The sequence below is a fragment of the Paenibacillus physcomitrellae genome, from assembly GCF_002240225.1.
Classification (GTDB): Bacteria; Bacillota; Bacilli; order Paenibacillales; family Paenibacillaceae; genus Fontibacillus; species Fontibacillus physcomitrellae.
On sequence record NZ_CP022584.1, the window covers coordinates 4,010,143 to 4,034,408 of the forward strand.

The 24,266-nt window shown below is 53.5% G+C and carries 20 protein-coding genes; 19 read left to right on the plus strand and 1 reads right to left on the minus strand.

Annotated features, from left to right (window positions below; genetic code table 11):
- Nucleotides 1–1,881, plus strand: a complete 1,881-nt coding sequence (gene htpG, locus CBE73_RS18015; RefSeq protein ID WP_094095403.1) for a molecular chaperone HtpG — start codon at nt 1–3, stop codon at nt 1,879–1,881.
- A gap of 99 nt (nt 1,882–1,980) precedes the next feature.
- On the opposite strand, the gene CBE73_RS18020 is transcribed toward htpG, so the two are convergent.
- Complete coding sequence (locus tag CBE73_RS18020) at nt 1,981–2,760, minus strand: IclR family transcriptional regulator (protein ID WP_094095404.1); 780 nt, start codon at nt 2,758–2,760, stop codon at nt 1,981–1,983.
- Nucleotides 2,761–2,997: 237 nt separating this feature from the next.
- Between CBE73_RS18020 and CBE73_RS18025 the strand changes: the two genes are divergently transcribed.
- The 18 genes from CBE73_RS18025 to CBE73_RS18110 all read left to right on the plus strand — a co-directional run bounded on the left by CBE73_RS18025 (nt 2,998) and on the right by CBE73_RS18110 (nt 24,258).
- Nucleotides 2,998–4,386: an MFS transporter gene (locus CBE73_RS18025; protein ID WP_094095405.1), complete on the plus strand. Its 1,389-nt coding sequence runs from the start codon at nt 2,998–3,000 to the stop codon at nt 4,384–4,386.
- Between the two features lie 209 nt (nt 4,387–4,595).
- Nucleotides 4,596–5,360, plus strand: coding sequence for a 5-oxoprolinase subunit PxpB (gene pxpB, locus CBE73_RS18030; protein ID WP_094095406.1), 765 nt, complete (start codon nt 4,596–4,598; stop codon nt 5,358–5,360).
- The gene (locus tag CBE73_RS18035; protein ID WP_094095407.1) at nt 5,357–6,358 is read left to right on the plus strand and encodes a 5-oxoprolinase subunit C family protein; all 1,002 of its coding nucleotides are present in this window, start codon (nt 5,357–5,359) and stop codon (nt 6,356–6,358) included. Before pxpB ends, CBE73_RS18035 begins: the two co-directional genes overlap by 4 nt.
- Nucleotides 6,359–6,491: 133 nt before the next feature.
- Nucleotides 6,492–7,268, plus strand: coding sequence for an ABC transporter ATP-binding protein (locus CBE73_RS18040; protein WP_094095408.1), 777 nt, complete (start codon nt 6,492–6,494; stop codon nt 7,266–7,268).
- Between the two features lie 17 nt (nt 7,269–7,285).
- Entirely contained in the window at nt 7,286–8,089 is an 804-nt protein-coding gene (locus tag CBE73_RS18045; RefSeq protein WP_094095409.1) for an ABC transporter permease, read from the plus strand.
- Between the two features lie 53 nt (nt 8,090–8,142).
- Nucleotides 8,143–9,186, plus strand: coding sequence for an ABC transporter substrate-binding protein (locus tag CBE73_RS18050; protein WP_094095410.1), 1,044 nt, complete (start codon nt 8,143–8,145; stop codon nt 9,184–9,186).
- A 19-nt stretch (nt 9,187–9,205) separates the two neighbouring features.
- Nucleotides 9,206–10,633 carry a UbiD family decarboxylase gene (locus CBE73_RS18055; RefSeq protein WP_094095411.1) on the plus strand — a complete coding sequence of 476 codons (1,428 nt, stop codon included), beginning with the start codon at nt 9,206–9,208 and terminating at the stop codon, nt 10,631–10,633.
- 179 nt (nt 10,634–10,812) lie between these two features.
- A complete protein-coding gene (locus CBE73_RS18060; RefSeq protein WP_094095412.1) occupies nt 10,813–11,592 on the plus strand; it encodes a LamB/YcsF family protein in 780 nt (259 codons plus the stop codon).
- A 25-nt stretch (nt 11,593–11,617) separates the two neighbouring features.
- Entirely contained in the window at nt 11,618–13,318 is a 1,701-nt protein-coding gene (locus CBE73_RS18065) for an FAD-binding protein (protein WP_094095413.1), read from the plus strand.
- 38 nt (nt 13,319–13,356) lie between these two features.
- The gene (locus CBE73_RS18070; RefSeq protein WP_068693461.1) at nt 13,357–13,668 is read left to right on the plus strand and encodes a 2Fe-2S iron-sulfur cluster-binding protein; all 312 of its coding nucleotides are present in this window, start codon (nt 13,357–13,359) and stop codon (nt 13,666–13,668) included.
- A 239-nt stretch (nt 13,669–13,907) separates the two neighbouring features.
- Nucleotides 13,908–14,777: an FAD binding domain-containing protein gene (locus CBE73_RS18075; protein WP_094095414.1), complete on the plus strand. Its 870-nt coding sequence runs from the start codon at nt 13,908–13,910 to the stop codon at nt 14,775–14,777.
- Complete coding sequence (locus CBE73_RS18080; protein WP_094095415.1) at nt 14,774–15,733, plus strand: substrate-binding domain-containing protein; 960 nt, start codon at nt 14,774–14,776, stop codon at nt 15,731–15,733. The genes CBE73_RS18075 and CBE73_RS18080 overlap by 4 nt, the downstream gene beginning before the upstream one ends.
- A gap of 22 nt (nt 15,734–15,755) precedes the next feature.
- Entirely contained in the window at nt 15,756–16,244 is a 489-nt protein-coding gene (locus CBE73_RS18085) for a (2Fe-2S)-binding protein (RefSeq protein ID WP_094095416.1), read from the plus strand.
- Nucleotides 16,241–18,472, plus strand: coding sequence for a xanthine dehydrogenase family protein molybdopterin-binding subunit (locus CBE73_RS18090; protein ID WP_094095417.1), 2,232 nt, complete (start codon nt 16,241–16,243; stop codon nt 18,470–18,472). The genes CBE73_RS18085 and CBE73_RS18090 overlap by 4 nt, the downstream gene beginning before the upstream one ends.
- Before the next feature lie 60 nt (nt 18,473–18,532).
- Complete coding sequence (locus tag CBE73_RS18095) at nt 18,533–19,888, plus strand: XdhC family protein (RefSeq protein WP_094095418.1); 1,356 nt, start codon at nt 18,533–18,535, stop codon at nt 19,886–19,888.
- Entirely contained in the window at nt 19,881–20,555 is a 675-nt protein-coding gene (locus CBE73_RS18100) for a nucleotidyltransferase family protein (RefSeq protein ID WP_157739619.1), read from the plus strand. Before CBE73_RS18095 ends, CBE73_RS18100 begins: the two co-directional genes overlap by 8 nt.
- A gap of 257 nt (nt 20,556–20,812) precedes the next feature.
- Entirely contained in the window at nt 20,813–22,171 is a 1,359-nt protein-coding gene (locus CBE73_RS18105; protein ID WP_094095420.1) for an MATE family efflux transporter, read from the plus strand.
- A gap of 575 nt (nt 22,172–22,746) precedes the next feature.
- Nucleotides 22,747–24,258: a sensor histidine kinase gene (locus tag CBE73_RS18110; RefSeq protein ID WP_229752534.1), complete on the plus strand. Its 1,512-nt coding sequence runs from the start codon at nt 22,747–22,749 to the stop codon at nt 24,256–24,258.
- Nucleotides 24,259–24,266: the final 8 nt, after the last annotated feature.

Sequence of the window (24,266 nt, forward strand, 5' to 3'; positions counted from 1 at the left end):
ATGGCAAAGATGCAATTTAAGGCCGAGTCCAAACGTTTGCTGGACATGATGATCCACTCCATCTACACGCAAAAGGAAATTTTTCTGCGCGAATTGATCTCGAACAGCAGCGACGCGATCGACAAGATCTATTACAAAGCTTTAACCGACGAGAATCTGTCCTTCAACAAAGAAGATTATTATATTAAAATCACCGCCGATAAAGACAGCAGAACGCTTAAGCTGTCCGATACCGGGATCGGCATGACTCAGGAAGAGCTGGAGAATAACCTGGGCGTTATCGCCAAAAGCGGCTCCCTGGCCTTCAAGAACGAAAATGAAGCGAAAGACGGCTTCAACATTATCGGCCAGTTTGGCGTTGGTTTCTATTCCGCCTTTATGGTCGCAGATCAAGTTACGGTCATCTCCAGAGCGCTTGGCAGCGACGAAGCGTTCAAATGGGAGTCCGAAGGCGCGGACGGCTACACGATTGAGCCGGCTTTCAAGGAAACCGTCGGCACGGACATTATCCTCAAGATTAAAGAGAACACGGAAGACGAGCAGTACGACGAATTCCTGGAGGAATACCGACTAAGATCAATTATCAAGAAATATTCCGACTTCATCCGCTATCCGATCAAGATGGACGTTACCCGTCAAAGAGCGGTAGAAGGCAAAGAGAATGAATATGAGGACTACACCGAAGAGCAGACGCTCAACAGCATGGTGCCGATCTGGCGCCGCAATAAGAACGAGCTGACCGATGAGGATTACCAAAACTTCTATTTCGAGAAAAGATACGGCTTCGACAAACCGCTGAAGCACGTCCACATCAGCGCGGACGGCGCGGTTGTTTATAACGCGATCCTGTTCATTCCGGAGAACACACCTTTCGACTACTATACCAAAGAGTATGAGAAAGGCCTTGAGCTCTATTCCAACGGCGTGCTGATTATGGAAAAATGCGGCGACCTGCTGCCGGACTATTTCAGCTTCGTCAAAGGGATGGTCGATTCTGAAGACCTGTCGCTCAACATCTCCCGCGAGCTGCTGCAGCATGACCGCCAGCTGAAGCTGATAGCCAAGAATATCAAGAATAGAATCAAAAGCACGCTGCTCAGCCTGCAGAAGGACGAACGCGACAGCTATGAAAAGTTCTACAAAGCATTTGGCAGACAACTTAAGTTCGGTGCTTACAGCGATTTTGGCGCGAACAAAGACGATCTGCAGGACCTGCTGATGTTCCACTCTTCCAAGGAGAATAAGCTGGTCTCCCTCGCCGAATACGTCTCCCGCATGCCGGAGGATCAGAAATATATCTATTACGCAACCGGCGATTCGGTAGAGCGGATCGAGAAGCTGCCGCAAACCGAGCTGGTGGCTGATAAAGGCTATGAAATGCTGTATTTCACCGACGATATCGACGAGTTCGCCATCAAAACGATTGCCAAATACAAAGACAAAGAATTTAGAAATGTCTCCAGCGGCGATCTGGGCATCGAATCCGACGAAGCGGCGAAAGCGGCTGAAGCGGAGCAGAACGAGAACAAAGACCTGTTCGAAGCGATGGCCAGTATCCTCGGCGACAAGGTTAAAGCCGTTAAGGCTTCCAAACGTCTGAAAAGCCATCCAGTCTGCTTGTCCTCCGAAGGAGAGCTGACGATCGAGATGGAGAAGGTGCTCCGCTCCATGCCGAACGGCGAAGACGTCAAAGCCGACAAGGTGCTGGAAATCAACGTGAATCATCCGGTATTCAGCTCCCTGAAAGCCTCCCTGGAGAGCGACAAAGAGAAGCTGAGCCTGTACACGAATCTGTTGTACAACCAGGCGCTGCTGATCGAAGGCCTGCCGATCCAGGATCCGGTGGAATTCACCAACGATATTTGCAAAGTGATGGTCTAATCACCGGCCTTCAGTCCGTGAACGCAGAAAAGCCAAGACAAAGGAACCCTCTTTGTCTTGGCTTTTCTCGTTTCTGCTGCTCTGCTGCCTGCCCGGGGGTTATCCTGCCGATCCTTGCAGGACCGATCCGGTGAACCCCAGCTTTTGTGAAATTTCATCAGCGGCTTGACGCACCTTGACAGACAGCTGCTCAATCCGCCCTTGATCAAATTGGACCTCCAGGCCGGCGGTGCTTAAAGCGGCTATTATTTGTCCGGCATGATCAAAGATTGGCGCGCTCAATTCAACCGTATAGTTCTCGAGCTCCGAGCGGCTGAAGCTGTAACCTTTGGTTCTGGAATCCTCCAACAGCTTCCGCAGCTTCTGCTTGTCCGTGACCGTGCCGGAGGCAATGGGTTTCAAACTCACTTCTTTCAAATAGGCCTCTCTCTCGTCTTCGGACATGAAAGCCAGAATCACCCGGGAAGATGCACCGGCGTAGAGTGGAGCTTTCCTGCCGATCTTGGTGAACAAGCGAACGGGATGATCCGTATCCAGCTTTTCAATATAAATCGATTCCCTGCCGTCCCGGAGCACGAGATGAACCGCCTCCTTGATTTCATCCTTAAGCTGCTCCATCACCGGTAGTGAGGTGTGCCGGATGTCCAGCCGTTCAGCGACAAGGTTCCCGAACTGCAGGAACAAGAGGCCCAGCGAATATTTTCCCTCTGTATCCTTGCTCAGCAGCCCCATTTCTTCCAGAGAGCCGATCATGCGGTGCACCGACGTTTTAGGAATCCCTGACAGCCTGGCCATTTCATTGATGTTCAATTTGTGATGACTTAGAAAAAGATTCAGCAGATCCATCGATCTGACTACTGTTTTATTTTTGTTCTGCACGATTGCCTCCTAAAAATTCCCTCAAACTTCCTGTTAAGTCTCAAGTATACAACCAGTTTAAACAAAAATGTATTACTGTCTACCTTTAAAATCCGGATACCGCAAAAATCAGCCGGATTTTTTGGATTTTTTCTCTTGCTTTATCTTCAATCCCTACTATAATGATCGTATATATAGGTATTCATATTTCGGTTATTATATCCCGAATTTCGGTACTTGGGAAGGGGCTGAAAGCATATGGAGCAAAATGTGATTCGTGTTACTAGCAGAAAGGATATCGTGGATTTCGTGAATTCACATCCGGTTAGTAAATCCGGCTTCAAAATTATTTTGCTGGCGCTCGCCGGCGTTTTCGTGGATGCCTACGATTTCACAAGCATCGGGATCGGTACGGCCCAGCTTCAGGAGCAGTTTGGTTTGTCTCCTGTGGAATTGGGCAGCTTGACGGCGATTATGGCGGTAGGTTCATTGCTGGGTGCTATTTTTGGAGGGTACTATACGGACAAATTCGGGCGGAACAAGATGTTTCTGATCGACTTGTTTCTGATGGTATTCGCAGCGTTTGGTGCAGCTCTTTCTCCGAATTTCGGCTGGCTCGTGTTTTTCCGTCTGCTGATGGGAATCGGTGTAGGGCTGGATATTCCGGTTGCCTTAAGCTTTATAGCCGAATTCAGCAATCTGAAGAAGAAAGGAAGCAATGTTACTTTATGGTGCCCGCTCTGGTTTACGGCCGCATCCATTACAGGTTTGATTGCCCTGCCTTTTTATTTGCTGGATCAGCATGAATACATTTGGAGATGGTCTGTCGGCATCGGCGGAATTTTTGCACTGATCGTCCTGTTCCTGCGGTATTTCTTTATGAATGAAAGCCCGCTTTGGGCGGCCCACCATTTATCGATTGAGGAGAGCGCCAAGGTGCTGCGCAGAACCTACAACGTCGAAGTGGTGGTAGAGAAGGGCGCAGAACACGGCAGCGAAGGGCAGGCTCCAACGCCCAAACCGTCATACAAAGCTATCTTTCAAGGCAAATACAAGCTCAGAACGGTGCTGGCTTCCATCATTACCTTTACGCAGAGTATGGAATATTTCGCGGTAGGCTTTTATATCCCGACCATTTCCAGTCTTTTGTTTGGTAAAGGCGTGATTTACGCGATCGTCGGTACGATTGTGTTTAACTTGTTCGGGGCAATCGGCGGATTTTTGGGCGCTTCGATCAATACCCGCTGGGGAGTCCGCAAGCTCTCCATCGTCGGGTATATCCTTGCCGGGCTGGGACTTCTGCTGATGGGCGGGTTCGGTAATGTGTACGCCGGGATTTCAGCGGTGCTGCTGGCGGCGTTTATTTTCGGCCATGCATTTGGACCGGGCTCCCAGGGGATGACGATGGCGACGTTGTCCTATCCGACAGAACTGCGCGGACTTGGAACCGGCTTCGGACAGGGCATTACCCGGGCAGGCAGCGTCCTCGGCTTTTTCCTCTTTCCGGTGGTGCTGGCCGCCGCCGGCTTGTACAATACCCTGCTTATGCTGGCGGTCGTTCCGATTCTGGGTCTGATTGCAACGCTTTGGATCAAATGGGAGCCGATCGGATTAGACGTGGAAAACGGGGAAGACGTTGTGGCTTGATCAGCAATATTTTGTCTAGGAAAAGATTTATTTGATCTGGATTTCGGGCGATTATTCAGAAAAAAAACTTGATTTTTACGAAAATGCCTTCAAAATAAACTATAAAAAAATAACCGAATAACGGATTTTAAGTACCGAAATTCGGAACTTAATTAGTGAGCTTTGCAAAGAGATTACAGAAGAGGGAATTCCCTTTCAGGAGGAACGGTATGGTGAATCACAATCCAAACGGAGCCGGAACATGGAGCGGACCCCAGATCCACCTGCTTGGAGATTCGGGGCTGGTGATCAAATTTGGCGAATCCATTGAACTGGAGACGCACAAACGTATCAGGCAGCTGTCCGAATATTTGGAGCATCATCCCTTTACAGGAATGACCGAATATGTCCCAGCTTTTACGACCGTAACGATTTATTATGATCCATGGAAGGTTGCAGCTGAGCCTGCTTCCGCAGACGGGGAAGTCCGGCGGCCTCCGTTTGAGATCGTCAAAGCTGCTGTCCTGAACCTGCTGTTGGAGCTTAAGGATACGGAGACAGCGCCTCCGGATACGGTGCGCATTCCGGTCTGCTACGGCGGGGATCTGGGTCCGGATTTGCAGGAAGTGGCCGCCACCAACGGATTGACAGAGGAAGAGGTCATAAGTTTTCACTGCTCGGGCGAATATTTGGTTTATATGCTGGGCTTTGCACCGGGGTTTGCCTATTTGGGCGGCATGTCCAGCCGCATTGCCACTCCCCGCAGGCAAACGCCCCGGCTGGCGATTCCCGCGGGAACTGTAGGCATCGCCGGTGAACAGACGGGGGTTTACCCGATTGAAACACCGGGCGGCTGGCAGTTGATAGGGAAAACGCCGATCAGGCTGTTTGTGCCTGAACGAACACCGCCAACGGTGCTTAAGGCTGGGGACCTCGTCCGGTTCTATCCGATCTCCCGTAAGGAATTTGACGAATGGGAGGAATCGAGCTTATGAGCCTGATGATTGGCAAACCGGGTCTGCTGACCACGGTGCAGGATCTGGGCCGGTTCGGCTTTCAGAAATATGGGGTGATCGCGAGCGGGGCTATGGATGGCTTTGCCCTGCGGACGGCAAACCTGCTGGTCGGCAACCCTCAGGGAGCGGCCGGCCTGGAAATTACTATGCTGGGACCGGAAATCTGGTTTGAGCATACGGCGCTGATTTCGGTCTGCGGAGGCGACTTGACCCCGCAATTAAACGGGCAGCCCTTTCCGCTATGGAGAACGGTGCTGGTGCCCAAGGGCAGCGTGGTTACCTTTGGCCGAATGCAGCTGGGCTGCCGCGCTTACCTTGCGGTCGCAGGAGGGATTGACGTACCGCTTGAGATAAACAGCCGCTCGACTTATTTGCGGGCTGGAATCGGCGGCTATCAAGGCCGCGCGCTGCGGTCCGGAGATGTCATTCCGGTCGGTAAATCGACTCCGCTCGGCTCGCAGCTGCTTGGGGTACTGGTCCGGAATGAGGAACGGGAAGCCGGTGCGGTCAGCCGCTGGTCGGCGGCTTCAAGTCTTAGACCGGCTTATACCGTGAGCCCGGAAGTAAGGGTCATTGCCGGTGAACAATATAAAGATTTTACGGCGGACAGCCGTCAGTGCTTTGAAAGTGAAGTTTTTGCCGTATTGCCGGAATCGGACCGTATGGGTTACCGCTTTACCGGGAGTCCGTTAAAGCTTGAGAAACCGGCTGAAATGATTTCGACAGCCGTCACCTTCGGAACGGTTCAGGTTCCGCCAGGCGGCAATCCCATCGTGCTGATGGCGGACAGGCAAACGACGGGCGGTTATCCGGTTATTGCACAGGTAGCGTCCGTGGACCTGCCGCTGCTCGCCCAGGTTAACTTGGGAGGCAAGGTCCGGTTCCGCCTGATTTCACTGGAGGAGGCGCAGCATCTCCATTTGCAGCGTGAAGAGGCGCTGCAGACGCTCGAAATCGGGCTTGGCAGCCTGCGTTAGCTGTTAGCTGTTCTGGCCTAACCGCCATTCATTTTTGTATGTATTTATGATTACTGCATTTACCGCGATATGAGCAAAGGATCAAGCAGTTAGATAATGTAGATATTTTTACTCAATGGAGAGGAGGGCGGTTATGACTGAGAGCGGCTATTCCAAATTGGAAATTTCAAATTTGAAGGTCGAATATTACGCTAAGAATCAGCGGACCGTGGCTTTGGAGAATGTGGATCTGAAAGTGGAGGACGGTGAGTTCGTCTCCGTCATCGGTCCCAGCGGATGCGGGAAATCAACGCTCCTGAAAGTCGTGTCGGGTCTGCTGACCCCGGCGGCTGGAACGGCCCGGATTGATGGCAAAGAGATTAAGGAAATCCCCGAGCAGGTTGGCATGGTGTTTCAGAATGATGCTTTGCTGCCCTGGAAGAGCGTAGCCGATAATATCCGGCTTCCCTTAGTTATCAAAGGTTTGTCCAAGCAGCAGCAGGATGAAGAAGTGAAACGCCTGCTGCAAATGGTCGGTCTGGAAGGCTTCGGGCACTATCATCCCAAGCAGCTTTCGGGCGGCATGAAGAAACGTGTGGCTCTGGCCAGAACGTTTGCTTATGACCCAGACATCTATTTGATGGATGAGCCGTTTGGACCGCTGGATGCCCAGACCCGGGTGAAGATCGGCGAGGAGTTCCTGCACATTTGGGAGAATGTCGGCAAGAGCGTACTCTTCATTACGCATGACATTGAGGAAGCCATCGCCTTGTCAGACAGGGTGATCGTCATGTCCGCCCGTCCGGGAAGAATCAAGGCCGAATTCAAGGTTAATCTGGCACGTCCGCGTCCCTTCTACGATATTCGGTTTGACCCGGTATTCAAAGAATTACAGAAAGAGATTTGGACCCAGATGTCCAGCGAGGAATAGGAAGGAGAGTGAAAGATATGGCCTCGGAACCGAAAGAGAGAAAGTCCCGATCGGCTGCAGCCTTCTCCGGGAGGTACAATAGCGGCAGCGTCTGGCTGGGCAGAGTGATTTTGTTTGTCGTCATTTTCGGCCTTTGGGAGATATTGTCCGGCCGGGCGTTTAACGCTTTTTGGGTCAGCAAGCCGTCTCTTATTGTCAAACGAATCTATGATATGACCTTGAACGGCGATCTGTGGTACCACTTAAGCGTTACGCTGCAGGAATCCCTTGTCGGCCTGCTGATCGGTATGGTTGGCGGTACGCTGCTGGGCATTGCCATTGCTTTCAGCGGTATTTTTCAGAAATGGGTTTATCCTTACATCATGGCCTTATACAGTCTTCCAAGAGTTTCGCTGGCCCCGCTCTTTATCGTCTGGTTCGGTATCGGCATGTCCTCCAAAATTCTGATGGTTGTGGCTATGGTCATCTTTGTAGCTTTCTATAACGCTTACGAAGGCGTCCGCAATATTGACAAGGATTTGCTGGATATGATGAGCACCTTCAAGGCCAAATGGACCCATAAGCTGAGCTGGGTAGTCTTTCCGTCCATCACGACCTGGATTCTGACCAGTCTCCGCCTGAATATCGGGATGGCGCTCATCGGATCGGTTATCGCCGAGCTGGTGGGTTCTAACCGCGGTTTGGGTTACTACATTACTTATTCTTCGAACATGCTGGACACGACGGGGATCTTTACCGGCCTGGTATTAATCATGCTGATTGCCGTCGTACTGGAGCAAATTATCATCCAGGTGGAACGCCGCCTGCTGAAGTACCGTTAAGACGGGTCAGGGTTCAAATCTAAATCTATTCAAAGGATAGGGGAGGAAAGACAATGAACAAGACAAAGATTTCAATGGCATCGCTGCTGGTACTGATGATGGTGGTGCTGGGAGCCTGCGGCAACGGAAATAATGCAAATTCATCTGGCAACAGCGCGGCACCGTCAGAAGCTTCATCCAACTCGGGCAACGCGGGCGGGGCTGGCAGCACGCAGGAAAATGTCACGATCCGTGTAGGTTTGGTAGGCGGCGGCATGACTCCGCTTATTGCCCAAATCGGGATCAACGACGGTTCTTACGAGAAAGCAGGAATCACCGTCAAGGAAGAAGATTTCAGCTCTGGCGCCGATATGGTGCAGGCTTTGGTCGGCGGAAGCCTTGACATTGCGCTCGGTTCTTACGAGCACGTACTGAGACAGCAGAAGAATGGGCTAGGCGTGAAGGCTTACGGAGAAATTTTTAACGGCGGCGGCTATGCGCTGGTTGTGAAGAAGGATGCTCCGTATCAATCTCTGGCGGATTTGAAAGGCAAAACCTTGGCCGTTACCAAGGTCGGCAGCTTGTCCGATACGGTTCTCCGTGAAGGGCTGAAAGAAGTCGGCATTGACGGCAACAAGGACGTTCAAATCATCAACGGCGGCAGCGGCGCCACGATGCTGGCTGCGATTGAAAGCGGCAAAACGGCCGGCGGCATGACTTCCGAGCCCACGATCTCGCAGATGGTGGCAACGGGCAACTACCGGGTACTGTACGATCCTCCGTATGATTTTGCCGGTATCGTTGTTATGGCCAAGACCGATTGGGTAGACAAAAATCAGGACGCTATGCGCCGTTTCCTTCAAATCAGCAGCGAAATTAACGACCGTGCACAGCAGGATCCCGCTTCAGCGGTGACAGCCATGCAGAAGGCGTTCAACCAGATTCCTGCCGACGTTATGCAAACGGCTGTGAAGAACCAGCTGGCCAAAGTGCCGGAAGGTCTGAAGGTGACGGAAGCCGGAGCCAAAAAGGTATCCGATATCGAAATTGAGCAGGGTGTTATCAGCGAGGAAATACCGTTTGACAAAACCGTAGACCTATCCTTACTTCCACAATAAAAAGGAGTGACCGCAGATCATGGCTAAAGATTTGAGATCCTACCTGTCACAGCTTGTAGAGCAAAATGAAAGCCAGCTAAGACTGGTCGACACCGAGGTTGACCCTCGTTTCGGCATTACGGCTTATGCGGCGGCATTAGCTGAAAAAGGCGATTATCCGGCGCTGTTGTTCAACAAGGTTAAAGGCTCCAATATCGCCTGTATTTCCAATTTGCTTACCTCTTATGAACGCATTGCTTTGTATCTGGGCTGCGAAGTGCAGGACATTCCCCGTGTATACGGGGAGAAGCTGCAAAAGCCGATCGAGCCGGTCGTCATCGAGCGCTCAGAAGCTACGGTCAAGCAGCAGATAATTGAAGAGCAAGACGTGGATTTGTCGAAGCTGCCGATTCCAGTGCATAACGAACTGGACGGCGGGCCTTATCTGTCAGCTGGTGTCATGATTATCCGGGACCCGGACACGGGTCTGATCAACGCGGGCATCTACCGGCATCAAATCTTTAACGAACGCGATATGGGCGTTTGGTTTCTGGGGGCGCACCATGGCGGCCTGATCTATAAAAAATATAAGCAGCAGGGTAAACCCGCGCCGATTGCCATCGCGCTGGGCCATCATCCCGGCTTTATTATGGGTGCGGTGTCCCGGGTACAGGGTATCGGCGGCGAATATGAAGCGGCGGGCGCCTTGATGGGCGAAGCGCTGGAGCTGGTCAAAGCGGATACCTCCGATCTGCTGGTTCCAGCACATGCCGAAATCATTCTCGAAGGCGAAATCCTGCCGGATAACGATCATGCGGAAGGTCCGTTCGGCGAATGGCCGGGCCATTATCTTGGCGGAGGCTCTGTACCGACCATCCGCATCACCAAGATTACCCACCGCAACAACGCGATTTTTCAGGACATCGTCGCTTCGGGGCGCGAGCATTTGGTCGTTGGCGGCGTGCCGCGGTCGGGCAGCATCTATCAGACGGTCAAACAGGTCGTGCCAAGCTTGAAGACGGTTAACGTGCCTTTCTACAGCCGGATGAACTGCTATATTTCGCTGCGCAAGGAACGGGATTCGGATGTGAAAAAGGCGGCCTTCGCCGCGCTGAACACCGAGCAGGAGAACCTGCGCCACATCGTAGTTGTAGATGAAGACATCGACGTGTTTAATGGCGAAGAAATTGCCTGGGCAATAGGCACACGTTTCGATGCTGAACGGGACCTGCTCATCATTCCGAAATGGAATGGCCCGGGCGGGCTGCTCCCAACGAACTGGGAGTATAACGCAGAAGGGAAGAATACGCCGCGCATGTCCAGCGCTGTGGTTGTGGATGCGACCAAACCGGCACCGCCTGTCGTCTTTCCGAAGCGGGCCGTGGTTCCGCGGGAGCAGGTGGAGCTGGCTGAGCTGCAGTCTCTGCGCAGCCTAAACGCGGAAGAGAAAGGCAAATGGCTGCCGTAAGGCGGTACATATAAACATTCCAAGCCTCAAGCCATTCCGGCGGTCTGAAGAGATCAGCCGCCGCGAATAGCTGGGGCTGGCTGTTTCTTAATCGAAGTTGGCGAAGTCAAGGAGTCAGCCGGTGGAAGCCGTCTGATTTTTCGAATTTATCGAGCTAAACAACGGGAGGGAAAACGAAGATGAAAATCGTGGATTTGAACTGTGACATGGGGGAAAGCCTCGGCGTTTACAAGCTGGGAAGAGACGAGGAAATATTAAAATATGTAACGTCCGCTAACATTGCCTGCGGATTCCACGGCGGCGATCAGGCGACGATGCGCAAGACGGTCAAGCTGGCTTTGGAGCATAACGTCGCCATCGGCGTGCATCCAGGTCTGCAGGATCTGATCGGTTTCGGCCGGAGGGATATGGATCTTTCTCCTCAGGAAGCCTATGACCTCGTAGTCTATCAGATTGGCGCCTTGTGGGCTTTCGTTAAAGCGGAAGGAGCGCGTCTGCAGCATGTGAAGGCGCATGGTAATTTGTACAATATGGCCGCCAGAAATGCGGCGCTCGCTGAAGCGATTGCCGAAGCGGTTTATAAGGTCGATCCGGAGCTGATCCTGTACGGCTTGGCCGGCAGTGAACTGATCAAGGCGGGCAACAAAGTCGGTCTTCGTACCGCCAGTGAAGTTTTTTCCGACCGTACCTATCAATCCGACGGTTCTTTGACTTCCCGCCGTCTGCCTGATTCGATGATTACAGACGAAGAGGTGTCTTTGAAGCAGGTGATCCGGATGGTTTCGGAAGGGAAGGTGCTGTCTCAGCAAAATGTGGATGTGCCGATTCAGGCCGACACCATCTGTGTTCACGGCGACGGTGTTCATGCCGTAGAATTCGCGAGCAAGATCAGAACCTCGCTGGAAGCTGCGGGCATTACCGTGCAGGCACCCGGCAAAACAACTGGACTGAACGCCTGATTGGCGAAACAAAGGAGGAGCAACCGTGGAGAAGCTGCATTTGCAGAGTGACGTATTGATTATTGGCGGCGGTGCGGCGGGTATGATGGCTGCCCGCGCGGCAGCGGATGAAGGAGCCGAAGTGATTTTGGCTGACAAGAGCCTGATCGGACGGGGCGGCGCAACTATTTTGGCGCAGATGACTGTAGCTGTTGCATTGGGCGAGGCAGAAGAGGATAATCCGCAAATCCACTTTGAGGATACGATGAAAGGCAGCCGCGGACTTGCTGATCCGGATATTGTCCGCGCCATCGTGGAACGGGGGCCGGAGGTCATCCTGGAAGCGGAGCGTTACGGGGTTAAATGGGCGCGTACGCCGGAAGGCAAACGCTCCCAGGCTTTTGCGCCGGGGCATTCCAAAGCGCGCTGCGTTTACGTGGATATTCTGAACACGGGCGGCGCTACGTCCGCCGGACTCAAGAAATCGATCTGGAGAGACTCGAAGATCAAGCGGCTTAAGAACATCATGATTACCAAGATTGTTGTGGAGCAGGGACGCGCCGTCGGCGCTGTCGGCTTTGAAATGGAGCAGTTCCGGCCAGTCAGTATTGCGGCTTCTTCTATTATTCTCGCAACTGGCGGCCTGACGGAAGCTTTTGCCCGCAACAGTGCTTCGGCCAACATGACCGGCGACGGTTACGTGCTCGCCGCAGAGGCGGGTGCGGAAGTACGGGACATGGAAATGGTGCAGTTTTTCCCGATTGCGCATTTGTTCCCGCCTCTGGTGGGCATTGACCCGATTATGTGGGATCCGTTCCGTTACAAGCTCGGTGGCCGTCTCCTGAACGGCAATGAAGAAGAGTTTATGGACAAATATAACGGTGAAGTCGCAGGCCGGTATACAGCTGCGCGCGACCAGACTACGCTGGCGATCTTCCGTGAGGTGGAAGCCGGCCGCGGTACACCGCATGGCGGAGCCTATCTCGATTTCCGGATGGTGCCGGAGGAGAAGCTGAAGGAAGCGTTTGGTCCGGTCATCGACATCCTGCGAAATCAGGGTGTGGATCTGACCAAGGACATGGTCGAAGTTGCGCCGATGGCCCACTTTATGCTGGGCGGCGTAAGAGTGGATGACAGCATGAGAACCCGGGTGCCGGGGCTGCTGGCTTCCGGTGAGCTGATTTACGGTATGCACGGCGCAAACCGCTTGTCCGGTAATGCCATTACGGAAGCGCTTGTTACGGGCCGGATCGCCGGTGAAACGGCTGCCAAGGATAAAGAGGCGGTCGATGAGGCTGCGGTTCGTCAAGCACTGGACGCAGAAATCGCCGCTTTGGAGAAATTCTGGCATCCGCAGCCGGTTGAGAAGGACTCGGCGTCCTTGCAGGCTTTTAAACGCAAACTTCAGCAGGTGATGTGGCAGGGGGCCGGTCCGCTTAGAACGGAACAAGGACTGCTTGAGGCGCAGAAGGCTCTGGCGGAGCTGAAGCTGGAGCTGGAGGCGATTTCACTTGCCCGGCCAAACAAATTTGCGTTAAGCCTGATTGAAAAAGTTGAAGCGGCCAATTTGCTGAAAATCGGAGAAGCGATCATTTTGGGTGCTTTGGCCCGTAAAGAAACACGCGGTGCACATGTCCGCCTGGATTACGAAGAGACGCTTACTGTCCCTTACAGCTCAAGCTTTGAATTGGGAGCGGATGGGAAATGGGTCATGAAGCAGCTTGAGCTGCCTGCAGCTGTACAATAAGGAACCGAAATAGGTGAATCAGAAGGGAGAACAACATTATGCCGGTTGTAAATTTAAACGTCTTGCGCGGTGAGGCAGAAGGCGGAGAATATACCGAACATTTCGAGGTGCCTTATGAGGACGGAATGAGCTTGCTGGATGCGATTTTCTGGATTCGGGAACATCAGGACCCTTCCTTTGCGGTCCGGTATTCCTGCCGCTCTGCTAATGCCTGCAAGGAATGCTCCGCTCTTGTGGACGGAAAAGCCGGGTATCTGTGCAGCATCCGTGCCGTACCGGACAGCGAAGTGAAGATCGAGCCGCTGCGCGCTCTGCCGTGGATCAAAGATTTGGCGACCGGGCTCGAGTGAGCCACGGCTCGCCGGTCTGGTTGGTAGAGAAGCGAACACTCCCAAGCAAGTTTTATTGCGAAGTAACCCGAAGAAGCGTAGCTCCATAAAACTAAGCGAATGCTTCCGAAGCAAGTTTTATTGCGAAGTAACCCGAAGAAGCGTAGCTCCATAAAACTAAGCGAACGCTTCCGAAGCAAGTTTTATTGCGAAGTAACCCGAAGAAGCGTAGCTCCATAAAACTTTTAGGAGGAAACCCTATGGCCTGGCTTCAGCCGCACAGCTTAAGCGAAGCGCTTGAGCTGCTTTCCAGAAATCCCCGCATCGTATGCGGGGGAACGGATTTGTTTGTGAACGCCCAGCGAAACGGGATCGAAGCCCAGTCCACCGACTGGCTGGACATCGGCCGGATCGAGGAATTGAAACGCATCCTCCGGACCGAAGAGGGACTGGAAATCGGCGCAGCGGTAACGGCAGCCGAAATTTGGCAGGGCAGCCGGTTTGCCTGCGTGCCTGCCCTGCAGCAGGCGGCCAAAACGGTCGGCGGCTGGCAGATTCAGAACCGTGCCTCACTTGGCGGTAACGTAGCGAACGCTTCACCTGCCGCCGACATGGTCGTCCCGCTCGTCGCTTACCGGGCTGAGGTTCGGCTTGCGAGTCAAGCTGGCAGCCGCTCTGTTCCGATTTCCGAATTTATCATCGGACCGAAACGCACGGCACTGCGCGAAGGCGAAATGATTGTCTCGCTGTTCATTCCGGCACGAAGCCTGGATGTTCCGCAGGTCTTTCTGCGTCATGATCAGCGGTCCGCTACGGATATTTCCATCATATCGGTCGCGCTGCTGCTCAGCCCTAAAGCGGGCCAAATCGAATGGGGCACCGCGGCTGTCGGAGCCGCCGCGCCTAAACCTTTTGTCCTTGGATCAGAAGTAGAACAGGGCTGGTCAGGCGAACTGGATGCCGGCAGGCTGCAGAAGCTTGCCGATCTGTACGCCGGTGCCAGCTCGCCGATTACGGATGTCAGAGCCGGCGAGGAATACCGCCGGTCGCTGGTTGGCACTTACATCAAACGTGCAGCTAATCTGCTGCTGGATCAGATTTCGGGATCTGAGAAAGGGGAAGTCGTATGACAGATCACAAGTTAACTTTGGCGATGTCGGAAAGCGACCGTACGCTTAAGCTGTTAACCGGGGCGCGCAGCATCCCAGGTTTCTCTATAGATGTGCAGCAGGAATCTATTGAAGATATTTTTGTGAAGCAGATTTCACAGGCCACTTATGATGTGTCCGAGCTTTCCCTGGCTTCCTATTTGATTGCCAGAGGCGGAGGAGATGCGCGTCTTACGGCGATCCCTGTTTTTCTGTCCCGTTCATTCCGTCATAATGCCATTTATGTCCGTTCCGACAGTCCGTGGCAGCATCCTTCCGAGTTGAAGGGCCGCAAGTTCGGGTTCCCCGAATACCAAATGACGGCTGCGGTTTGGGTGCGGGGCATGTTCCGGGATGAATGGGGAATCACCAATGAGGATATGCAGTGGTTTACGTTCCGTCCGGAGCGGGTTCCGGTAGAAATTCCGGCTACGCTGACCGAAGGCGACATCTTTGAAGCCTTGGCAGAAGGCAAGGTCGACGCGATCATGACGGCCCGCCGTCCGCCGGCTCATTTGTTCCCGGCCTCCGGTGAAGGCGGTGTGCTTCGCCGCTTGATTCCGAATGTCTGGGAGGCGGAGCGGGAGTATTACGGCCGCACGGGTATTTTTCCAATTATGCATCTCGTTTCGGTTAATGCACAGACTGCTGAACGTTATCCGGAGCTGCCCAAGCAGCTTTACCAAACCATGCTCGGCATCAAAGACGAAGGCATCGCCGGCATGCTGGAGACGATCAAGAACTACACCTCGGCGCCGTTTATCTGGGAGTCCGTGGAGAGCTCGGCCAAGCTGATGGATGGGGATCTTTGGCCTTACGGCATCAAGAAGAACCGGGCGCAAATCGAGAAATTCATCACTTACCTGCAAGCGGACGGCCTGCTCCATCGCAATCTTTCCCTGGAAGAGCTGTTCCATGATTCCGTACTGGATACTTAAATTAAACTAGGGAGGCGGTTTTGTGAGCGCTGGACAACAAGACGGCAATTTTAAGCTGAACCTGAACGGACAAGAAGTGGCGTGGAGCGGTGAACCTGCCGCATCGCTGGCGGATGTTATTCGTGACCAGCAGGGACTGACCGGAACCAAGATCGGCTGCCGGACCGGCGAATGCGGAGCGTGTACGGTGCTGCTGGAAGGCCGTCCCGTCGTATCCTGTCTGATTCCTGCGGCTTCCGTTCAGGGACAGCAGGTTGAAACGATCGAAGGACTGGCACGTCAGGAAGAATTCCAATCGCTGATGACAGCTATGCAGGAGAACGGCGGGGTGCAGTGCGGCTTTTGTACGCCTGGGGTCATGGTGACCACCTGGGCCTGGCTGCAGAATCCGGCTTTGTTTAACGGAGACCTGGGCTCTGCTTTAAAAAATAACTTGTGCCGCTGCACGGGCTACCTCGGCATTATCCGTTCGGCGGAGCAGGTTTTGGCGGGAAGAGGTGCGGGCGTATGAGCGAACTCCGAACCAAATCGCCCGCCGACCTCAGCGCCAAGCTGGCCGGCGAAACCCGTTATTTGCATGACATGAATTTTCCGGGTCAGCTGGTGGGCGCCATCTACCGCAGCCCTTACGCGCACGCTCGTATTCTTTCTATTAATGTAGAACAGGCGAAGCAGGTGGAAGGCGTGGTGGCGGTGCTGACGGCCGATGATCTACCGAGTTATAAATATGGTCCAACCAAATTCAAGGATTGGAACCTGTTAGCTAAAGACCGGGTGCTGTTCATCGGTGACGAGATCGTAGCGATTGCGGCCGAGACGAAGGAAGCAGCGCAGCGGGCGCTTGAGTTGGTGGAAGTTGAATTCGAGCCGCTGCCCGGCCTGTTTGATCCGGAGGATTCGCTGAAACCGGGTGCTCCGCTTCTGCATGAGGATGTAGAAGCCAATAAACCGATGCAGGTGAGTGTAAGCCGCGGTGATCTGGAGGAAGGCAAGCGGAAAGCGGCCATCGTGAAAGGCGGACGTTATTACTCCAACCGGATCTACCAGGGGCATCTGGAGCCGGTCGGGGCCATTGCGAGCTGGTCTGACGAAGAGGGCATTACCATCTGGGCTCCTTCGCATATCCCTTACCGGGCCAGAGAGACCTATGCAGCAGGGTTTGGACTGCCTGAAGACAAAGTCCGGATCATTGTCCCGCCGATCGGAGGCTCCTTCGGCTCCAAATATGTGCTTAAGGTGCATGTGATCGCAGCGGCCTTGGCTATGGCTACCCGGCGGCATGTCAAAATCATCCTGGACCGTTATGAAGACATGATTACAGCCCATCCGCGTGTTCCTCTGACGTTCGACATCGAAATCGGCGCTGACGAGGAGGGCCATTTTGTTTATAAAGAGCTTACCGTTTATGCCGATGCGGGAGCGCGGGTCTATTGGAGTCCAAACGTCGTTTCGACGGTGTGCACGCGCGCCGACAATATCTATCACTTCGGCAGCGTCAAATCGGAGGGTTATCTTTGTTATACCAACAACAGCCCGACGACCTGTATGCGCGGCTTCGGCAATGCCGAGATGCTGTTTGCCGTGGAGAGTGTCATTGATGAAATCGCACTGGATCTGAATATGGACCCGGCCGAACTCCGGTTAAAAAATATCGTGCATCAGGGTGATACGACCCTGCACGGCTACCGCCTCGATACGTGCAAGCTGGATGAATGCATCGAGAAGGTTAAGGAGCTTTCCGGCTGGCACCGCCGGTCTTCGCTGCCGCCTTACCGCGGGCTTGGTTTGGCCGTTGCCAACCACGTGTCCGGCTTCCGGGCCATTGATCCCCGCTTTGACGGCTCAACGGCAGTTATCCGCTTGAAGCAGGACGGAGAGATCGAAGTCGAAACTGGTGAAGTGGAGCTGGGGCAAGGCATGTCCCTGACCTATGCCCGCATTGCCAGCATGATTCTGGGTATCCCGGAAGCGGCGATTCTGGTCAAGTCAGGCGACACTGGACGCTATCCGTTTGGCATTGGCACTTTGGCTTCACGAAGCACGGTCATGGGCGGCAACGCCGTGCAGAAAGCGGCCCGATCATTGGCTGTGAAACTGAAGGAACTCGCCAGAGAGACGTTGGGAGAAGCAGCGGACTTCCGGGAAGGCGCAGCTGTATTAGAGGGGCAAACTTATTCCTTGAGCGAGATGGCATCCTGGTACCGCGCCCGTCATGCGGGAGAAGAGCTCGAGATCAAAGAAACTTATGTGCCGGATACCGATCTGCCGGATGCTACTTATTTCGGCCATCCATCGCCTAACTATCCGTTTGCGGCCCATGTCGCAGAAGTTGAGGTGGATCCGGATACAGGCAGAACGAAAGTTATCGGCTATTGGGCTGTGCATGATTCCGGGACTATTATCCATGAGACGATGGCCAAAGGCCAGGTTCTGGGAGCCATCGCTCAAGGTATTGGCTGGGTGACCATGGAGGATCTGCTCGTCAAGGAAGGCAAAGTGATGAATCCGTCGATGATGGATTACCGGATGCCGGGCGCGAAGGATATGCCGGAGGCGGAAGTCTTTTTTATCGAGGGAGAGGACCCCAATGGTCCGCTAGGCGCCAAGTCGATTGGCGAAGTAGCACTGGACCCGGTACCTGGCGCGATCGCCAATGCGATTGCCCACGCCACTGGTAAACGGGGCTATGCCCTGCCGCTGTCAGCGGAAAAGGTTTGGAAATCGCTGCAGAACGCATAAGCTGATTTCGGCTGCGGCCGGATTGACTCATTCGTTTTGCGGGCGGGAGGGGAAAATACGATGGATGAAATCGTCCGGATCTTGAGGGCTTGTGAAGAAGAAAAGCGATCCTGCGTGATTGCTGCAATAGTGGATGTGGATGGGTCTGCTTATCGCAGGGAAGGGGCCCGCTGCATCATTTTGCAGCATGGCGAGGTCGTAGGGATACTCAGCGGCGGCTGTATTGAAGAGGACTTGAAGGAGCATGCCGCTGAGGTATTTGCCACCGGACTTCCCCGCCGTCTATATTATGATTTCCGGGCCGGGGAAGACGAGGTGTGGGGACTCGGCATTGGCTGCAACGGTGCTGTCGGGATTTGGCTGGAGCTGTATGACCCGGTGCGTTTTCCGGCAGAAGCACAGCGGATAGCGGATGATTACCAGCGCCGTTTGTCCAGCCGGCATCCTTATGCGGCGGTAACGGTGCTGTCTTCCTCGGATCCGCTTGTTCACCCCGTCGGCGGACGATGGACGGCTTCTGCTGAATTTTCATCCGAGGTCGGAGAACTGCGAGAAGGGCAGAAGGCAGGACTTGTGAAATCCGTAAAGGATGGAGTAACCCTTGAACTCCTTGTGGAGTCCATCCGTCCGGCCGCAGAGCTGGTCATCGTCGGCGTCGGAGAAGATGCCCGGTTGCTCAGTGTGATGGCCAAGCAGCTGGGCTGGAGAGTCAGCATCCTTTACCATACAACCGACAAAGCGGATCGGCGGCTGTTCCCGGCGGCGGATGAAGTTGTGATCGTTCCCCGTCTTGCTTACGGGCAGGCGGATGCTGCTGGTAAATTCGTGGTGGTCATGACCCACAATCTGGAGCTGGACCGTGAAGCGGTCCGGCAGCTGCTCAAGGCTGATCCCGCTTATTTGGGGCTCGTAGGCTCCAAATACAGGCTGGAGCAGATATTGAGCTACATCCGCAAAGCGGAGCCGGAATTTGAGGACCGCCTGCTGGAGAAGCTGTATTCTCCTGCCGGACTCGACATTGGTGCCGAGACGCCGCAGGAGATTGCGCTCAGCATTTTGGCTGAAGCAGTGGCGTGCCGCAGCGGCAAGCCCGGCGGCTTCCTGCGTGACCGCAAGGGCTTTGGCCGGCGAGGCCTGGCGCAGCATGTGTCTGCGCATGAAGTCGAGCTTCATGCGGCCGAGCATCCTGTTGCCGGGCTGAATGAGGATGCCGCTAAGCCGGCTGAGGAGTCTCGAAATGTGTCTTCAGAGTCCCCAAAGGCGACCCGGGAGTCTCCAAATGCGTCACCAAATTCTCCAAATGCGTCACCAAATTCTCCAAATGCGTCACCAAATTCTCCAAATGCGTCACCAAATTCTCCAAAGGCATCCCTCAAGCCTTCAGCCAGCCGGCTTCAGGAGCCCAGCCATGCTTGAGCAAGTCGGCGTGCTGATTCTTGCGGCCGGCTCATCCAGCCGCATGGGCCGGCCGAAAATGCTGCTCCCTGCCCCGCAGGGGAATGTGCTGAAGCAAACGATCAGCCAAGTGTTGTCAGCGGGGCCGCTTCATACAGCCGTAATAGCGGCTGAGCAGGGACCCGTCCGGCGGGAGCATATAGCCGGACTGCCTGTGGAATGGCTGGAGACGGACCGTGCCCGGCAGGGCCTCGGAGCCTCCCTGTCCGCCGGGATCGGCGCTTTGGCAGGAAACCGTTCGCTTGGAATTCGAAGCATCATGGTGCTTCTCGGTGATCAGCCGCTGATCGACCCACAGATCATCAGACGTGTTGCCGAACGTTACCTGGAAACGGGAGACCTGATTGTCCAGGCCAAGTATACGGACCGCCCTGCGCATCCCGTTTTGTTTGACTCGGCTCTATTTCCGGAGCTGCAAAACTTATCGGGTGACGAAGGGGCCCGTAGTCTGCTTCGAGCCTTCAAATCCCGGATTAGTTATGTCGATGCCGATTGTAAGGCTCCGGACGATATTGATACCCCGGAGGATTACGAGAAATATATCCGGCAGGCGATGAACATGAATGATGAGATTAATGGTGAGGGGCCCTCTGGCAAGCGGACGGACTTGAAGCGGAGTAGGCTGTGATCGTCGAACTCGTCGAACCGGCTTGCCGGCCGGGTCTAACTAGTCTCATAAGTTCTGTTTGAACTAACCCAAACAGGAAACTGTCCCGAACACTTTTGGGCGGTTTCCTGTTTGTTTTGGCTGCCGGAGGCAGCTGAGAATTATTTTATAGGAGGCCTGCGGTTACGCCGCGGCCCCCTGTAAAATTTTAAGCTGATAAATCCGGAGAGTTGTTATATAGTAGCTTTACAAATATATAACAAAGAAGGTAATCGTCCTTGAGTTTATTTGTGCGTGAGAAGCCTTTTTACCGGGCTTTTATTTCATTGACGCTGATCATCGGGCTGCAAAATCTGATCACTTTCGGCGTTAATTTGTCCGATAATCTGATGATTGGCGGGTACAGTGAAGCGGCGCTGTCCGGCGTTGCTTTAGCCAACCAGATTCAGTTCCTGCTGCAGATGCTTGTCATGGGTACTTGTGAAGGCGTTGTCATTTTATCCGCACGGGCCTGGGGAGCGGGCAATATCCAAACCGTCAAACAGGCCGCAGCAATCGGTATGTGGATTTCGATGCTGCTTAGTGCCCTGATGTGGGCGGTCGTCTTTTTTGCCCCGCACGCCGTGTTATCTGTGTTTACGGGAGATGAAGCCGTAATCGCCGAAGGCGCCCGTTATTTGCGGATCATTTGTTTCTCTTATCTGTTCTTTGCGGCTACAAACGTGCTGCTGGCTATGCTGCGAAGCGTCGAGACGGTCAAAGTCGGCTTTATCGTTTCTTTATCTACGCTTATTCTCAATATCTGTCTGAATTATGTGCTGATCTACGGAAAATGGGGGTTCCCGGAGCTCGGCGTACGCGGCTCTGCCATTGCTACCTTAACCGCCCGCATCATCGAAACGATCATTGTGGTGCTGTTTATCAAACGGTTTGACGATAAAATTCTGCTCCGCTTGAGAGAGCTTTTGACGGTTAACAGGTCCCTGCTCCGGCAGTATCTGAAAATCGGCTCCCCGATTCTGATGTCCAACACGATCTGGGGAGCGGCCATGGCCGCGCAAACGGCTATTCTCGGCCATATGGGAGCTGCCGCCATCGCGGCGAACAGCATTGCGACAACGGTGTTTCAAATTGTGACGGTTATCACTTATGCTTCTGCCAGCGCTACTTCGGTTGTGATCGGCAAAACGATCGGCCAGGGCCGGATGGAAATGGTGAAGCCTTATGCCAAAACGCTGCAGCTGTTGTATGTCGCCATCGGGCTGGTCACCTCCATTCTGCTGTTTGTCAGCAAAGGGTATGTGCTGCAGTTCTACAGCATTTCCGGGGAAGCCAAAGATCTGGCGCTGCAGTTCATGACGGTGCTGGCCGTAACGGTCGTCGGAACGGCTTATCAAATGCCGGCATTAACCGGCATCGTAAGAAGCGGCGGGGATACTAAATTTGTGCTGTATAACGATACAATTTTTATGTGGCTGGTTGTTCTACCCTCTTCGGCTTTGGCCGCTTTTGTATGGAATTTGCCGCCGCTGGCCGTGTTTATCTGTCTGAAATCCGATCAGATTCTGAAATGCTTTGTGGCTTTGGTCAAAGTGAACCGGTTTCGCTGGATTCGGTCCTTTGAAAGAGCAGCATGAGCAGCAAGCATGTCGTGAGGCGGCTTTCTTTCAGAATCTCATGATCAAATCGTTGGTCGTACAGAAAGATGTCGAATCATGATGAGGATTTGAATATGCCCTGCTAACACGCATCGGCCGAAACCAAGTGAAAAACCGTCCCTGGGGAAAGGGACGGTTTTCTTTTTTTGCAGAAAATGGTTGCAGCTTAAAAGAATTGGGTAAAGAGTACTAGCCAAAATTATGTCATCAAGTGTTGCACGGCTCTAGGACAAACGGTTTAGAAGGGAGTATTTTAAGGTCAGAATTTATAGGAATATCGATTCTAATATCGAATGTAAGCGCTTTTTGAAAACGATCAGGCTTGTCTTCAATTTCCTTTTTATGTATCATCCAAATAAACCTGTAAACCTGATTCCGTATCTTCAGAAAGCCGAACAACGGTTTGTGAAACAAAAGAATAGGGTGGTGGGATGAAATCCAAGTCAGCATTTGAACGCAACACGTGGAGATTTACACGCTATGGTTCATTGTTTCTGATATCGCTGGTGTATTTGTTTAATCCTTCGAGCATTCCCTTATGGATCAGGTTAGGTATGATTATTGCTTTACTGGCATCTGTCCCTGTCGCCGTCAGCTTGTACCGGCATTATGCCGACAAGCCGGTTGCCCTGCAAATTGCCGTGATCTGCGAGATGGCGGTGATTGTGCTGCTTCTGCTGCCAACCGGGGGAATGGACAGTCCGTTCAAGTGGTATGCCTTAAATCCGCTCATGGTGGCGTCCGAGCTGCTGAGCGCATGGTTCGCTTGGAGCCTTCTTGTTAGCTATATCGGCGTTCTTGGCGCCGTATTTTATATCTTTTTGAATTTGGAATTAAAAAATGTCCCTGCGTTCGCCTTTCAGAATTCCGGTTTGATTGCTGCGCTCGTCGTCGTGGTTGTGGCCATGCAGATGATCGGAGGCTTGCTCCGCGAGCTGGACCGGGCCAACGAACGGACGGATGAAACGCTGGATCATATCAAATCGATCTATCATATTGTCGAAACCGCAAGCCATCACGAATTGATGAATATCGGCCAAATTATTGCCGATTGTGTAGTCAAGCTCACCAAACTTCCGAAGGCTTTCTTCTGGTTTGCCCCGCGGCCTGGAGAGGTTACACCGGCCAGCCGTCAAACCGGCTGGAATCAGGCTGAGGAAGCGCAGCTGTTTGCGCGGATGGAGCAGCATTTGGAGGAGTGGAGGAGAAACGACGAACCCTTTTACCGGGGGATTGAAGGTTTTGGCGACTTTCTGTTCATGCCGGTGCGGATGAATACCCGTTTTGTTGGCGTAATCGGCGTCAGGCTTGAAGCGGAAGGAAAGATGGAGGTGAACCGCTGGCTGGCGCAGCAGCTGATTTTGCTTCAGGAGCTCAGCTCTATTATTCTGGAACGTCATGAGCTGGCCGTGACGGAGAATCGGCTGACGATTATCAACGAGCAGAACCGGATTGCCGACGAGATGCATGACAGTGTTTCGCAAAGCCTGTTCGGCATTGTATATGCCGCCCATTCGCTGAAGCAGACCTGGCGCGAGCTGCCCGAAGAAGAGCTGGAAGAGCAGATCGATCTGATCAAGGATAGCGCAACGATGGTAGCCAAGGAGCTGCGCAAGACGATCCACAGCTTAAGCTCCAAGAAGAGCGGCGGGCAGAATTGGCTGGGCACCGTCCGTTCCCATCTCAGCACGATTTCGAGGCTGAACGGCGTTGAGATCGATTTTAAAGTCAGCGGTGACGATTACGGACTGCCTTATCATTACCAGAAGGCGTTGTTCCGGATCATCTCGGAAACGACCGGCAACGCGATCCGCCACGGCAAAGCCAAGCTGGTCCGGGTGGAGATGGCTCTGCGCCCCGAAGTGATCAAGCTGTCGGTTACGGATAACGGAACCGGCTTTGATATGGAAAGCGCGGCAGCCAAAGAAACCGAGGGCGGTTTAGGCATGCCTAACATGCATTATTTGACGCAATCATTAGGCGGTGAAATCAGCATTTCCAGCTCTATCGGCGTTGGAACTCAGGTGGAGTTGTCGATTCCGGTCGGCGTTCTTGCAAACAAATAAAGTTACGC

Bases quoted from the DNA above. Each gene is read 5' to 3' on its own strand.
- htpG (WP_094095403.1), top strand. From the start codon at position 1: ATGGCAAAGATGCAATTTAAGGCCGAGTCCAAACGTTTGCTGGACATG.
- CBE73_RS18025 (WP_094095405.1), top strand. From the start codon at position 2,998: ATGGAGCAAAATGTGATTCGTGTTACTAGCAGAAAGGATATCGTGGAT.
- pxpB (WP_094095406.1), top strand. From the start codon at position 4,596: ATGGTGAATCACAATCCAAACGGAGCCGGAACATGGAGCGGACCCCAG.
- CBE73_RS18035 (WP_094095407.1), top strand. From the start codon at position 5,357: ATGAGCCTGATGATTGGCAAACCGGGTCTGCTGACCACGGTGCAGGAT.
- CBE73_RS18040 (WP_094095408.1), top strand. From the start codon at position 6,492: ATGACTGAGAGCGGCTATTCCAAATTGGAAATTTCAAATTTGAAGGTC.
- CBE73_RS18045 (WP_094095409.1), top strand. From the start codon at position 7,286: ATGGCCTCGGAACCGAAAGAGAGAAAGTCCCGATCGGCTGCAGCCTTC.
- CBE73_RS18050 (WP_094095410.1), top strand. From the start codon at position 8,143: ATGAACAAGACAAAGATTTCAATGGCATCGCTGCTGGTACTGATGATG.
- CBE73_RS18055 (WP_094095411.1), top strand. From the start codon at position 9,206: ATGGCTAAAGATTTGAGATCCTACCTGTCACAGCTTGTAGAGCAAAAT.
- CBE73_RS18060 (WP_094095412.1), top strand. From the start codon at position 10,813: ATGAAAATCGTGGATTTGAACTGTGACATGGGGGAAAGCCTCGGCGTT.
- CBE73_RS18070 (WP_068693461.1), top strand. From the start codon at position 13,357: ATGCCGGTTGTAAATTTAAACGTCTTGCGCGGTGAGGCAGAAGGCGGA.
- CBE73_RS18075 (WP_094095414.1), top strand. From the start codon at position 13,908: ATGGCCTGGCTTCAGCCGCACAGCTTAAGCGAAGCGCTTGAGCTGCTT.
- CBE73_RS18080 (WP_094095415.1), top strand. From the start codon at position 14,774: ATGACAGATCACAAGTTAACTTTGGCGATGTCGGAAAGCGACCGTACG.
- CBE73_RS18090 (WP_094095417.1), top strand. From the start codon at position 16,241: ATGAGCGAACTCCGAACCAAATCGCCCGCCGACCTCAGCGCCAAGCTG.
- CBE73_RS18095 (WP_094095418.1), top strand. From the start codon at position 18,533: ATGGATGAAATCGTCCGGATCTTGAGGGCTTGTGAAGAAGAAAAGCGA.
- CBE73_RS18100 (WP_157739619.1), top strand. From the start codon at position 19,881: ATGCTTGAGCAAGTCGGCGTGCTGATTCTTGCGGCCGGCTCATCCAGC.
- CBE73_RS18110 (WP_229752534.1), top strand. From the start codon at position 22,747: ATGATTATTGCTTTACTGGCATCTGTCCCTGTCGCCGTCAGCTTGTAC.